This is a genomic window from Bacillus cereus group sp. Bce019, from assembly GCF_051781745.1.
GTDB classification, from domain to species: Bacteria; Bacillota; Bacilli; order Bacillales; family Bacillaceae_G; genus Bacillus_A; species Bacillus_A cereus.
Window position 1 is genome coordinate 85134 of record NZ_JBPWJX010000020.1, and the last position, 13365, is coordinate 98498.

The window sequence follows — 13365 nt, forward strand, 5'->3', positions numbered from 1 at the left end:
ACTATGAAGTGGTTACTATTCTTGTTTATTTTAATACCGGCGATTGAGATTACGGTCTTAATTGGATCAAGTCATGTAATAGGTTTATGGTCTACGTTCGCTATGATTGTATTTACAGGTGTTGTAGGTGTGTATTTGGCGAAAAGACAAGGGTTTAAAGTGCTTGGAGAGATTCAATCTAAGTTGAATAGAGGGGAAATGCCAGGTGAGGCGGTACTAGATGGTATTTTTGTATTTGTAGGAGGTATTCTCTTAGTGCTTCCTGGGTATGTGACAGATATGCTAGGGTTTATCTGCGTGATCCCTATTACGAGAGCTTTATTGAAGCCGCTTGTTATGAAGTGGATGGAATGGAAATTTAGAAACAATTCTACTATTATTATTCAGAAATAGCACTTAGATTGTAGAAATCTAAGTGCTATTTTTTTGTCTTGTAAAAGGAGAGGAACTTGCTGATTGAAGCTTTGTTTTACCGCGCTATTTGTGGGGTGGAATTTCTATCTCAAAGCTGGGCTGCTCGTAAGTGTCTGATGTGGGGCGAATGATGAGTGGGGATGAACAAAACGTTCGCTTATTATATTTGCTATATAATTTTCGTTTGAACTCTTGTGTGTACTTCGATTAAACTTGTGATTTTTTAGTGCTATTAATTTAGATGAATAAGATGGAGGGAAACACTGCTAAATTAAAGTTTTGCTTTCTTATATAGAGGAACGATTGGTGTGAAAAATTCATATAAAAAGGCGGAGATTGTTAGTTGAAGTCTTATTTTATGCTATTTTGTATATTTATTCATTTACATAAAAAGTAATAAATGTAAATGATAATTATAAAATAAACAGAATAAATATGTAAAAACACCACGGAATATGCGTTTTTCATACAAAAAAACAAGAGAATTATCTTTTTTGAGTGCAATTCTCTTGTTTTTTGTAATAAGTATGAAAAATAAGTACAAGGAATAATCAGTAGGAATTTCCCACTGATTACAGGTAAGTTTTTTGTTGTGTATGAATTAGAAACTATTATTTTGAAGGTGAACCTTTAATATATTTCCACAAGTCATGGAAGACATTAGCTTTGTGTAATGTATTAAGTAGTACTAAGGTGACTGGGCCGATGATTAATCCTAAAAAGCCAAAAAGTTTAAAGCCGACAAATAGAGCGACGAGTGTTGCTAATGGATCGAGACCGATGTTAGATGAAAGTACTTTCGGCTCCATAATTTGTCTTTGGACAATCACGACGATGTATAAAATGAGAAGACCAATGGCGAATGCGGTATCGCCAGTGAAAAATACGTATATAACCCATGGAACAAAGACTGCGCCTGTTCCTAAATATGGTAGTAAATCTACAATCCCTGTAATAATCGCGATAGTAATGGCGTATGGTACGCGTAATATTAAAAGCCCGATTAGTACAATGACAGTTGTCATAGATACGAGTGTAAGTTGTGCTTTCACAAAACCAAACAAAGCTTTTCTTAAGTCGACAAAAATAGTTTTTCCATAGCCATGTACACGATTCGGTAGCAATTTTCTTGCTTTCTGAGCAAGACGGTGCCAATCGTAACTAATGAAGAAAGTGGCTAATAAAATGAATACAAGGACAGTTAAAGTTGTTGGCAGTGCACTAATGAAATTCGTTAACCCGCTTATAATGGCGGTTAAAAGTTCTTTCATTTGTGTTGTCGCTTCTGTTCCTAAGTTTTGAATGTTTTGTGTAATTGTATAGCGCTGTGGTTCTCCAAGATGATTAAATTTAGAGATTAAATCATCGTAGAGAGGCATAATATGATTAAGTGCAAATTGCTGAGCGAATGTAACGATATCTGGAAACTTTACTGTAACAAGTTGTAGTAAGTATGTTGTGGCAGATATTGCTTCAGTCACAAGATATGTAACAAGTCCAACGATAGCTCCAAATACGAGAATTAAGCTAACGAGTACTGCTAGTGCGCGAGGAAATTGTAGTTTTTGATTAAGGAAATTGACGACAGGATTAATCAAATAAGCAAATGCAAAAGCGATAATAAAAGGATAGATAAGCCCTGACATGTATAGTAATACATAAAACCCAGCTACCGTTGCTACAATGACAAATATGAGTCGCAATATCATATATAGTAAGTTTCGGTTCAAAGATGTATACCTCCCATTCCAATTTGGATTATCCTAATTCGTTCAACTTATAACGAGTGTGCCCCACTGATTAAAGTTTCACTTTATGTTATAGTGGAATGATGGATTTTTCCTGCTTTTTCAGTATGTGAGTGACTGTGAAAGCTTGGTGTTGATGCTTCTACTATATGGTAAAAACTTCATTTTCTCTTCTTTTTATTTTACCTGTTTCTAATTAGAAAGGAAAGAAGAGACGCCTGTTTTTTAAAATGTATACACGCTTAAATTTTTATGGTGAAAGTCTCAATTTATCATTTTAAAATACATAAAAAATGAAGTGATTCATGTTGAATAGGCATCGATATATCATGTATAACGATAGGTTTAAAGGTATTTTTGTTTGGAAATGAGTTCATTATTTTCAGAAAGGAAGTGCAAACATGATTAGTCAGTCAACGTTATTTTTATTCATACTACTTATTATAGGACTTATTGCGAAAAACCAATCGCTTACTGTGGCTATTGGTGTGTTATTTTTATTGAAGTTTACGTTTTTAGGAGATAAGGTCTTTCCTTATTTACAAACGAAAGGAATTAACCTAGGTGTAACGGTCATTACAATAGCGGTGCTCGTACCGATTGCGACGGGGGAAATAGGTTTTAAACAACTTGGAGAAGCGGCAAAATCTTATTATGCGTGGATTGCTTTAGCTTCAGGTGTAGCGGTCGCTTTGTTAGCGAAAGGCGGCGTACAATTGTTGACAACGGATCCTCACATTACAACTGCGCTTGTTTTTGGGACAATTATAGCGGTTGCACTATTTAATGGGGTTGCTGTTGGTCCGTTAATTGGGGCTGGAATTGCCTATGCCGTTATGAGTATTATACAAATGTTCAAATAAGGAATTTTATAGTAATATAAAATTTTTGAATTCTTTCTGTTCACAAAAGTCAGATAATTGTTTATAATAGGATTAGAAACTTTGAAAAGTTACATAACAGCAGAGACTTTACACCAGATAAAATAAAAACAACATAAAACAATTTTATAATGATATTGTTTTATGTTGTTTTTATCATAAAACTCTTCGGAATGTATTTTCCTCACTAACTTGTTGTTTTGAGCGTGAGGATTCGGGGAGACATTCACGCTCATGCTTTCCATGTAAACAATGGACAATAAGAGGGGAACAGCGCAACAAATTTGCATGATCGTGCATTTTGCTTGCCTAAAGAGTGAACGGGCGTTCATAATTCATAAGGGGAGCAAATAGATATAAGGAGCAAGGTTGGGAGAATTTTCAGGAAAAGGAGAGAATGTCATGACTGTTATTCGAGGTTTAGAAGGGGTAGTAGCAACAACATCATCTGTGAGCTCTATTATTGATGATACATTAACTTATGTTGGGTATAATATTGATGATTTAGCTGAGAATGCTACGTTTGAAGAAGTAGTGTACTTATTATGGCACCGCAAGCTTCCTAATGAAAAAGAACTAGCGGAATTTAATGAAATTGTATCAGAATACTATAAAGTTCCAGGTGAGATTTTAACATATTTGAAACAAGTAGATTTAAAAATTGCACATCCGATGTCTGTTTTACGAACTGCAATTTCCATGCTATCATTATACGATGAGAGCGCTGAAATTATGGACGAAAAGTCCAATTATTTGAAAGCGGTTAAATTACAGGCGCAAGTGGGAACTTTAGTTGCTGCTTACGCGAGAATCCGTAAAGGTTTAGATATTGTTGAGCCAAGAAAGGATTTATCATTAGCTGCAAACTTCTTGTACATGTTAAATGATCGCGAGCCAAATGAAGTTGAAATTGAAGCTTTTGATAAGGCGCTTGTACTTCATGCAGATCATGAGTTAAACGCTTCTACATTTACTGCACGTGTTTGCGTAGCTACACTTTCAGATGTATATTCTGGTATTACAGCAGCAATCGGTGCATTAAAAGGTCCTCTTCACGGTGGGGCAAATGAGAATGTAATGAAGATGTTAACTGAGATTGGTGAAGAAGAAAATGTGGAGTCATATATTCATAATGCTCTTCAAAATAAAGTGAAAATCATGGGCTTTGGCCACCGTGTGTATGAGCAGGGTGATCCACGTGCAAAACACTTACGTGAAATGTCTAAGAGATTATGCGTGCTTTTAGGAGAAGAGAAATGGTATAATATGTCTATCAAAATTGAAGACATTGTAACAAAAGAAAAAGGTCTTCCACCAAATGTTGATTTCTATTCAGCTTCTGTATACCATTGTTTAGGAATTGACCATGACTTATTTACACCTATTTTTGCAATTAGCCGTATGTCAGGCTGGTTAGCTCATATTCTAGAACAATATGAAAACAACCGTTTAATTCGTCCGCGTGCTGATTATAATGGACCAACGCATCAAGTGTATGTTCCAATTGCACAACGATAAGCGAATAACACTATTTTGATAGTGAAAATACGCTTTCAAAAGTCTGATTTTTTCGGAAAGATGTAATGATTAGAATATTTTAATTTGACTAACGGTTTGAACTGAGGGGTTATTCCCTCAGTTTCATACATATGAAATTTCAAACATGGGGGTTATCACATTGACGACAGGTGAAAAAATTACTGTAACTAATGGTGTTATGAATGTACCAAACAATCCAATTATTCCATTTATCGAGGGAGATGGAATTGGTCCTGATATTTGGGCAGCTGCATCTCGCGTACTAGAAGCAGCAGTTGAAAAAGCTTATGATGGTGAGAAGAAAATCGTTTGGAAAGAAGTGCTTGCAGGGGAAAAAGCATTCAACCAAACAGGCGAGTGGTTACCAGAAGAAACTTTAAACTTAATTCGTGAATATTTAATCGCGATTAAAGGTCCACTTACAACTCCAGTTGGCGGTGGTATTCGTTCTCTAAACGTAGCACTTCGTCAAGAATTAGATTTATATGTATGTCTACGTCCAGTTCGTTATTTTGAAGGTGTTCCTTCACCTGTAAAACGTCCGGAAGATACTGATATGGTTATTTTCCGTGAAAATACAGAAGACATTTATGCTGGAATTGAATATGCGCAAGGATCTCCAGAAGCAGAAAAAGTTCTTGCTTTCTTAAAAGAAGCAATGGGTGTTAATAAAATCCGCTTCCCAGAAACATCTGGTATTGGTATTAAGCCAATTTCAGAAGAAGGGACAAAGCGTCTTGTTCGTGCTGCAATTCAATATGCAATTAACGAAAAACGCTCTTCTGTTACATTAGTTCATAAAGGAAACATTATGAAATTTACAGAAGGTGCTTTCAAAAACTGGGGTTACGAAGTAGCGGAACAAGAATTCGGCGACAAAGTATTTACTTGGGCTGAATACGATCGTATCGTTGAAAAAGATGGTAAAGATGCAGCGAATAAAGCGATGGCAGACGCTGAAGTGGCTGGAAAAATCATCGTAAAAGATTCTATTGCAGACATCTTCTTACAACAAATTTTAACTCGTCCACGTGAGTTCGATGTTGTTGCAACAATGAACTTAAATGGTGACTATATCTCTGATGCACTTGCTGCACAAGTAGGTGGAATTGGTATTGCACCTGGTGCAAACATTAACTATGTGACTGGACATGCTATCTTTGAAGCTACACACGGTACAGCTCCAAAATATGCAGGTTTAGATAAAGTAAACCCATCTTCTGTTCTTCTTTCAGGTGTATTATTATTAGAACACTTAGGATGGAACGAAGCTGCGAAATTAGTAACTGCTTCTGTTGAGAAAACAATTGCTTCAAAAGTAGTAACTTATGATTTCGCACGCTTAATGGAAGGTGCAACAGAAGTGAAATGTTCTGAGTTCGCTAATGAACTTATTAAAAACATGGATGTAGCGATAATCAAAAACGCATAATTAAAGCGGGGGGTAAATTATGACAATCAAACGCAAGAAGGTTTCAGTCATCGGTGCAGGGTTTACAGGGGCAACAACGGCATTCTTATTAGCACAAAAAGAACTTGCAGATGTTGTATTAGTGGACATTCCACAACTGGAAAATCCAACAAAAGGGAAAGCGTTAGATATGTTAGAAGCGAGCCCAGTACAAGGTTTTGATGCTAACATTATTGGAACATCTGATTACGCAGATACTGCTGATTCTGACGTTGTCGTTATTACAGCAGGTATTGCACGTAAGCCTGGTATGAGCCGTGATGACTTAGTAGCAACAAACTCTAAAATTATGAAAAGTATTACGCGCGACATTGCAAAACATTCACCAAATGCAATTATTGTTGTGTTAACAAATCCAGTTGATGCAATGACATATTCTGTATTTAAAGAAGCAGGATTCCCGAAAGAGCGTGTAATCGGCCAATCGGGTGTATTAGATACAGCTCGTTTCCGTACATTCATCGCACAAGAATTAAATCTTTCTGTCAAAGACATTACAGGATTTGTTCTTGGCGGACACGGTGACGACATGGTACCTCTTGTGCGTTATTCTTATGCAGGCGGTATTCCGTTAGAAACGTTAATTCCAAAAGAGCGTTTAGAAGCAATCGTAGAACGTACACGTAAAGGTGGCGGTGAGATTGTAGGCTTATTAGGAAACGGTAGTGCATATTACGCACCAGCAGCTTCTTTAGTTGAAATGACAGAAGCAATCTTAAAAGATCAACGCCGTATATTACCAGCTATTGCGTACCTTGAAGGTGAGTATGGTTATAGTGACCTTTACTTAGGGGTACCAGTAATTCTAGGTGGTAACGGAATTGAAAAAATTATTGAATTAGAACTTCTTGCAGATGAAAAAGAAGCGTTAGATCGCTCTGTAGAATCTGTACGTAATGTAATGAAAGTTCTTGTTTAATAATTGAATAGTAGTGAAAAAGATTCGGGATTCCGAATCTTTTTCTACTATTTACCGAATTGTTTTTTTGAAATAATATGAAAACGCTATCATTTGTAATATCCTATAATGAAACTGTAGATTTATACTATACATTGCCCTCATCATAGTAAATTTCGGATAAGGTATCGCTTTTAGTAGGATAATAAGGTGAAAAAATCGGAGGGGGTTGTAACATGTTAAAGAAAAAAGTTCAAATTGGTCGTAAAATGGATGAAATTACAGTAGGAGAGAAATTATCTATCACTGAAAAAATTGAGGATAAAGATTTGTTATTGTACTTAGGGTTAACGAATGATGCCAATCCATTATATATTCAGCATGATTACGCATCCCAAACTCCGTATGAAAAGCCGATTGTACCAAGCATTATGCTAACGGGAATGATTACAACGGCGGTTACGAAATATTTACCGGGTCCAGGAAGTCATATTACGAGAAAGGACCTTACATTCGTGAAACATGTTCACCATTATGAAACGTTACAAATCCACTTTGAAGTTGTGGCTGTTTCTGAGGAGGAACATACAATTGATATGCTTGTATCTGCTCATGATGAAAAAGGAGAAACTGTTGTGAAAGGTTCATTAACAGTAACGCCACCTTTTAAATCAGTTTCTATTATGGAAAAAGCATTAGATAATTTTTAAAAAGATGAAAATATGAATAGCGCTAGCATACCTTTAATAAGGATGCTAGCGCTATTTTTAGTTGAAGAATCCTTCTTTGAACCCTTCAGCAAATTCTGAGCACCCCGTTTTAATCGTATCCCAGCTCGGAGCGTTAAAAGCAAGGATACATGTGACTGCTAAAGATAGAATGGATAGTATTAGTCGCATAATAGACCTCCGTATATTATTAATTTATATATTAAGATTAATAATATAATTATCGGTAATTGAAGTCAATTAAAGGAGTGGTTTTTTAGGTAAGGTGGAAAAGAGAAGACGTGATCTTTGAAACGGTAAGAGAAGCTGAAGTGTGGGCCAGATGGGGTCGCAAATGAAATGTATGGAAGAGTATTTGATGGATATGAAACGCTAGATTATAAAATCGCGTATGCCTTATATTTTTTCTTAGCGCAAAATCAAGAATTCAATATTCATGCGGAAGTAGAATGTAATAAAAATTTGTATAATGTGAAGGCTATGGGTAGGTAAATATAGTAACTATTCTCTAACTTTAATAGCTGTAATAAGAGAGTAGTTACTATATATTGCTGATTAAAGAAAATATAAATTACTTTTCTTTAATCACAAGTTTTGCTTTGTGTAATACAACTGAGCAAGTTGCAAATGAAAGAATAGTTAAAGAGACAGTTAAAGCTATAAAAGGTAAATTTGGTTCATCGAACATAATAGATCTAATAGCTGTAATTTGATACGTTAAAGGATTAAAGTGAGTAACTATTTTTATATAATTAGGAACTGAATCTATAAGATAAAAAGTTGGTGCGGTAAATCCTAAGGGCAAAATTAACATAGCAAGTATAGAGTCTCTTTTTTGATAGTCATTTATGAAAACGGTAATTAGAGTGCCTAAGGAAGTCCAGAATAAGAGTGCAATTACGGCTAGTATTAATCCAGTTAAATAATTTGATATATTGAAATTTAATCCAATGATTAGAGACAACAAATATAATATTGTTGATTGAAATAAAAAACCTAAAGTGGGATACGTAGACATCCCAATTATGTAATAAAAGGGTTTAATTCCACTTGAAAACTTTAAAGGTAACAGTCCCCATCTTTTATCGATGGTAGTTCGATAAATAGTTTGTGTCATTTGACTAGTTATTAATAAACCCATTATTCCTACTAGAGCATACATCTCATATGAAACTTCTAAGTTGTTATAAGTTATATTTCCAATTGTGCCTCCAACGCCCATTACTAAAAATAAAAAATACATAATTGGTTGCATTATTTGTGAATATAGGATGTTTTTATTTCTCCAAAAAGCTTTAATTTCTATAATAGTTAAGATCTTTAATCCTGCCCAACCTAGATTACTTTTTCGTCTAAAGTCTTTTGCTTCCATAAATTTCAGCACTCCTTAGTTGCCTTTAGCTTAAGATATGTTTCTCGTAAACTATTACGCTCATTTTTTATATTTATAATTTGTGTTGTTTTTTCAAGTATTGAAATAATATTGGATATACTTAACTCTTGGTTAATAGTTAGTGTTAATGGCTTGGTAGATAAAATTTCAGCTCCAAGTGCTATAATTTTATCTAAGGTTGTTGTATCTAATATTCCCTGATACTCTATTACATACTTATTAACTTGATTGTTATTATTTAAAAATTCGCTTATGGAGCCATGAAAAATTATTTTTCCTTCTTCAATATATATCATTTTATTACAGTATTTTTCTAATAAATTTAAATCATGGGAAGATATAAGCACTGAGCATGTGCTTTCATTTACCCTAGAGTTTAAGTATTGTAGAAAAATCTCTGCGGACTCTGCATCTAAACCTGTAGTTGGTTCATCGAGTAGATAAAATGTTGGTTTATGTGCTATAGCGCGTGCAATCTGAACTCGTTGTTGTTGTCCGCCAGATAATTGATCGACTGAAGAACTGTTTTTGTTTTCTAAATTTACTTGTCTTAAAGCTTCTAAGGCCATCTGTTTAGATTGCTTTCTTCCTATACCAGCTAATAAGGGACCTAGCAGGACATTGTCTATTACATTTAAGTACCAATCAATTACTTGATTTTGTGGACTGAATCCTAAAATGCTAAAAGGGTTACTTTTATTAATATAATTATCATGAAAAGAGATGGTACCTTTTGAAATCTTTTGTATTCCAGAAATTCCATTCATTAATGTTGATTTTCCAGCTCCGTTAGAACCTACTAAAGCAACAAAATCTCCCGGCTGAAATTCTAAGTTTATATCGGTTATACCATAGCCATTTTCATAGATGATGGACAGGTTATTTATTGTTAAAATTGGTTGGGTCTCTATTTTCATTTCACTACACACTCCTGAGCTATATATAAATCATTTAAGAGTTCATTTATATTGATATACTTAAAGTCCAGTCCTTTTTGAATTATATTTTTAAAAAGGGGATCGATATCATCTAGATTTTTTTTTGAAACATCTTCTAATTTTTGGGGGAAATCATCAACTTTTATATTCTGGATTATTTCGTATTCATTAGGTTTAATAAGGTAGTATAGTATGCATACTATACTATAAATATCGATAGTGTTCTTTTCTTGACTAAATGTACTATCATAAAAACCAGGAGATCCTACAAGTATGTACGGCGGTGCTTCTTCTGTGTTTTTATGAGCAAATTCGAAATCGATTAATTTAACCTCATGCAATTTATTTATTAGTATGTTATTAAAAGATAAATCACGAATAGTATATTTATAATTTATATGTATTGTTTCAACAGCTTTAGCAATTTTTATAACTATATCTAAGGTTGTGATTTCTGTAAAAGAAGGTTTGTTATAAAGTATATCCTCTAATGTTTCGCCTTCAAAGAATTCTTGCACAATAAAAAAATTTCTTGCAACATAAAAAGCGTCATATATTTTGGGGGTATATACAAGTTCTTGCATATCTTCCAGAACCTTTTTTTCCCAAAAGATTCTATCTAAACCATCTACACCCGATTCTTCGATTTCTCCTAATAAACAGCCTTCTTTTAATATTTTAAGTCTTTTGTCTGTTGTATCAAAGATTTTATAAACGCCGCCCTTACCCCTTTTTCGTAATACTGATAAGATTAAAAAATTTTTTGGTATCTCTTGAAGCCTAGGATATTTAAAATCTTGTATAGTAACATCTACTTCTTGAGGGATTGTTTTGGTTCTTTTATCTTCTAATATACTTCCGTTCGATAATTCGAGTAACATTTTGGTATTTTCTTTATTATAAAGTTGTTTAAAAGCTCCATATCTATAATGTACAACAGTACTTTGTTTGTAATTAAAGTCAGATGGAATAAGAGGAGAATTGATATCTTTAGTCAATAAATTTAATTCCTCTAAGCATGTGTTTAATTCCTGATCATTACATGGGTATATGGTTACTAATTTTCCTATTTGTGAAAACCCGAACATTCCTCTGTTTTGTAGTTCGAAAATTCTTAAACTACTAACCACCTTGAAATTTAATCCTTTCTGAATTAAATAAGGTAAACACCTTTCGATGATAGCAGTTGCATTATTGATGCTAGCGGATAAATGTATTTTGAATCCGCTTGTAGGCAAAGAATTATCAACTGGTTTATAGTACGACCAATGTTCATCAAATGAAATATTAACTTTGAATTTATCTAATGTGTTTCTATAAATAGTTCTAATTGCTGCTTTCTTCATAAGGTAATCGATCCTTTCATTTTTATATATTGAAATAATTACCATATATTTTTTTGCCGTCCTTCAATGCTAGAATAAAGAGACCGTGAGCATAAGCTTTAATATATATGCTAGGCTGTATCCCTTCTTCTTTAAGTAGGAGGCCGAGTTGAGAAACACTGTATCTATTTAATCTGGGTGTAGCATAAGATTCTATAATAAATAAATAAAATAATTCCCATTCAACAGATTTATTTTCTTGTTTTTTGATGGCGCTAATAAAGTTAAATAGTGTTGATGTAAGGTCATCTTTGATTCTTCTATGGAGAAGATTTCTTATACTTTTATTCTTCAACTATTGTTGCCTCCTTTGAAATCAAGTTAGTTAGTAATCTATCCTCTTTAGAATTGAGGCTATAATGTCCGAAATTATCTATAGTAATTATTTTTACTTTCTTAAGACTTTCAGTGTTTAGGCTGTTCTGAAAATTAATGATTTGTTGATAAGGACAATGCTGATCATTTTTTCCATGAATAAAGGTTATGTCGTGTATAACTTTTGTGTTACGTGCTAAATCAATAGGGTTTTTTGTTGTAATATTGTCTAAGGTAAATAATTCTCTCATTAAAAGAATGGAATTAGAAAATAACATCTGATATCTTATATCTGTAAAAGTACCAAAAGATATAATTTTTTTGATCCTAATATATTTTTGAAAAGATAAAAGGGTACTTAAGTATGCTCCGTAACTTTCTCCATAAACGTAAACTTCTTTTTGAGGGTACAGGTTATTGAGATGTTTTATTATTTTTATAACTTGTTGCAAATCCGATTCTCCAGCATTTAATCGTATTTTGTTCTTGTAATTTCCCCCATATCCTGTACTACCATAAAAATTAACCATATATACTGTAAATTCATTGTTAAGTAAATTTTTGGCTAGAGGATTATAAGAAAAATCAAAATGATAGTAAGGACCGCCGTGTAGCATTAATATAATTTTGCTTTGTTTTTTTTCTTTTAACTTTATAACTGGAATTTTATCTTCTGTAATGTATAAATGACGTCCTATTTTTTTTTCTTGTATTGCTAATGATTCCAATGTAGTTTTAATACTCCTATTTAAATATGTGATTTCCTTCGTGAAAATATTAAAGGTTGCTAGTGAAAAAGGCTTTGTTATTGTTGATATATTTATAAGAAGTAATTTGTTAGATAAGAAAAAGGCACGATTAATAGTGCTATAATTGAAATTGAAATTAAGATTGTGATTTTCGGTTTTTAAATTCAGAATACTCCTGCCTCTTATGTTTTTTAGAGTCAATCTTGCACCTGAATACTGATCTAAAAGAATTTCATCTTTAAGCAATACAGTAGTTAAAAAATGTACTATAAAATTATGTATTTTTGTTATTGGATAAGATGATGTGATTTTTAATAAATCTTCAATAGTAAAAATTGCTGAGTAGTTAAAAGTGTATATAATTTTATTGTTGCCATTATGTATATCTAATTCATGTAAAATTAAAAATTTTTTAGCAATATTGACAGACAGTATGATGATTTTATGGTTATCTTTTTCAAAAACTTTTAGTAACTTGAGATGGGGTTTTAAAAAATGTAAGTCTAAATTTGAAATTTGTTTAGATTTGTAATCGCGTAAATCTAGTTTTCTGTTAGTTAATATATACCAATTATCATTGCTGTAAAACCCTAAATTATTAATGGATTCTATATCTTTGATTAAACAAGAAGTTTCCATATTTTTGTTCAACATAAAAATATTAAAGTTTCCATTTTTATTTTCTGTTGCATATATAAATTTATTTTTACTGTAATTAGTATTTAAAAAGAGAACGTTGTTAACATACTCCATTGAATCACCTAAATATGAATTGTATTTTTAGAATAAAGAGCTACCGGTTTTACGGTAGCTCTTTATTTACATGTAAATGTGGCAAGCTGCACTATGAGTACCAGAAAGGGCACCTACAGCAAGTTGGTCATTAATGCCTAATTGGTTAAGATC

Annotated in this window: 13 protein-coding genes and 1 pseudogene; 7 read left to right on the forward strand and 7 right to left on the reverse strand. The window is 33.0% G+C overall.

All coding sequences use genetic code 11. The annotated features are described in order from the left end of the window. Nucleotides 1–3 precede the first annotated feature (3 nt). Nucleotides 4–393 carry an FxsA family protein gene (locus tag ACS2QP_RS22470; RefSeq protein ID WP_438882864.1) on the forward strand — a complete coding sequence of 130 codons (390 nt, stop codon included), beginning with the start codon at nucleotides 4–6 and terminating at the stop codon, nucleotides 391–393. A 632-nt stretch (nucleotides 394–1025) separates the two neighbouring features. Here the strand turns inward: ACS2QP_RS22470 and ytvI are convergent. Further along, entirely contained in the window at nucleotides 1026–2144 is a 1119-nt protein-coding gene (ytvI, locus tag ACS2QP_RS22475) for a sporulation integral membrane protein YtvI (RefSeq protein ID WP_438882865.1), read from the reverse strand. Between the two features lie 419 nt (nucleotides 2145–2563). Between ytvI and ACS2QP_RS22480 the strand changes: the two genes are divergently transcribed. The 5 genes from ACS2QP_RS22480 (at nucleotide 2564) to ACS2QP_RS22500 (ending at nucleotide 7661) form a co-directional block, all read left to right on the forward strand. Beyond that, nucleotides 2564–3025 (forward strand): DUF441 domain-containing protein, encoded by a 462-nt coding sequence (locus ACS2QP_RS22480; protein ID WP_000625507.1) that lies wholly within the window; start codon nucleotides 2564–2566, stop codon nucleotides 3023–3025. Between the two features lie 387 nt (nucleotides 3026–3412). Further along, nucleotides 3413–4561 (forward strand): citrate synthase, encoded by a 1149-nt coding sequence (gene citZ / locus ACS2QP_RS22485; protein ID WP_000503652.1) that lies wholly within the window; start codon nucleotides 3413–3415, stop codon nucleotides 4559–4561. Between the two features lie 160 nt (nucleotides 4562–4721). Beyond that, complete coding sequence (gene icd, locus ACS2QP_RS22490) at nucleotides 4722–6014, forward strand: NADP-dependent isocitrate dehydrogenase (protein ID WP_000206898.1); 1293 nt, start codon at nucleotides 4722–4724, stop codon at nucleotides 6012–6014. A gap of 19 nt (nucleotides 6015–6033) precedes the next feature. Then, complete coding sequence (gene mdh, locus ACS2QP_RS22495; RefSeq protein ID WP_000153230.1) at nucleotides 6034–6972, forward strand: malate dehydrogenase; 939 nt, start codon at nucleotides 6034–6036, stop codon at nucleotides 6970–6972. Nucleotides 6973–7187: 215 nt separating this feature from the next. Continuing rightward, nucleotides 7188–7661: a MaoC family dehydratase gene (locus ACS2QP_RS22500; RefSeq protein WP_000914180.1), complete on the forward strand. Its 474-nt coding sequence runs from the start codon at nucleotides 7188–7190 to the stop codon at nucleotides 7659–7661. Nucleotides 7662–7718: 57 nt separating this feature from the next. On the opposite strand, the gene ACS2QP_RS22505 is transcribed toward ACS2QP_RS22500, so the two are convergent. Next, nucleotides 7719–7850, reverse strand: a complete 132-nt coding sequence (locus ACS2QP_RS22505; protein ID WP_001237022.1) for a hypothetical protein — start codon at nucleotides 7848–7850, stop codon at nucleotides 7719–7721. A gap of 110 nt (nucleotides 7851–7960) precedes the next feature. Between ACS2QP_RS22505 and ACS2QP_RS22510 the strand changes: the two are divergent. Further along, a pseudogene (locus ACS2QP_RS22510) lies at nucleotides 7961–8171 on the forward strand (hypothetical protein). A gap of 79 nt (nucleotides 8172–8250) precedes the next feature. Here the strand turns inward: ACS2QP_RS22510 and ACS2QP_RS22515 are convergent. Genes ACS2QP_RS22515 through ACS2QP_RS22535 form a run of 5 tightly spaced genes read right to left on the reverse strand, consistent with a single transcriptional unit; the run spans nucleotide 8251 to nucleotide 13212 of the window. Next, a complete protein-coding gene (locus tag ACS2QP_RS22515; protein ID WP_438882866.1) occupies nucleotides 8251–9051 on the reverse strand; it encodes an ABC transporter permease in 801 nt (266 codons plus the stop codon). Nucleotides 9052–9056: 5 nt separating this feature from the next. Next, a complete protein-coding gene (locus ACS2QP_RS22520) occupies nucleotides 9057–9989 on the reverse strand; it encodes a metal ABC transporter ATP-binding protein (protein ID WP_438882867.1) in 933 nt (310 codons plus the stop codon). Continuing rightward, complete coding sequence (locus ACS2QP_RS22525) at nucleotides 9986–11356, reverse strand: protein kinase domain-containing protein (RefSeq protein WP_438882868.1); 1371 nt, start codon at nucleotides 11354–11356, stop codon at nucleotides 9986–9988. Before ACS2QP_RS22525 ends, ACS2QP_RS22520 begins: the two co-directional genes overlap by 4 nt. 22 nt (nucleotides 11357–11378) lie before the next feature. Continuing rightward, nucleotides 11379–11690 carry a hypothetical protein gene (locus tag ACS2QP_RS22530; protein WP_438882869.1) on the reverse strand — a complete coding sequence of 104 codons (312 nt, stop codon included), beginning with the start codon at nucleotides 11688–11690 and terminating at the stop codon, nucleotides 11379–11381. Continuing rightward, the gene (locus tag ACS2QP_RS22535; RefSeq protein ID WP_438882870.1) at nucleotides 11680–13212 is read right to left on the reverse strand and encodes an alpha/beta hydrolase family protein; all 1533 of its coding nucleotides are present in this window, start codon (nucleotides 13210–13212) and stop codon (nucleotides 11680–11682) included. Before ACS2QP_RS22535 ends, ACS2QP_RS22530 begins: the two co-directional genes overlap by 11 nt. Nucleotides 13213–13365 lie beyond the last annotated feature (153 nt).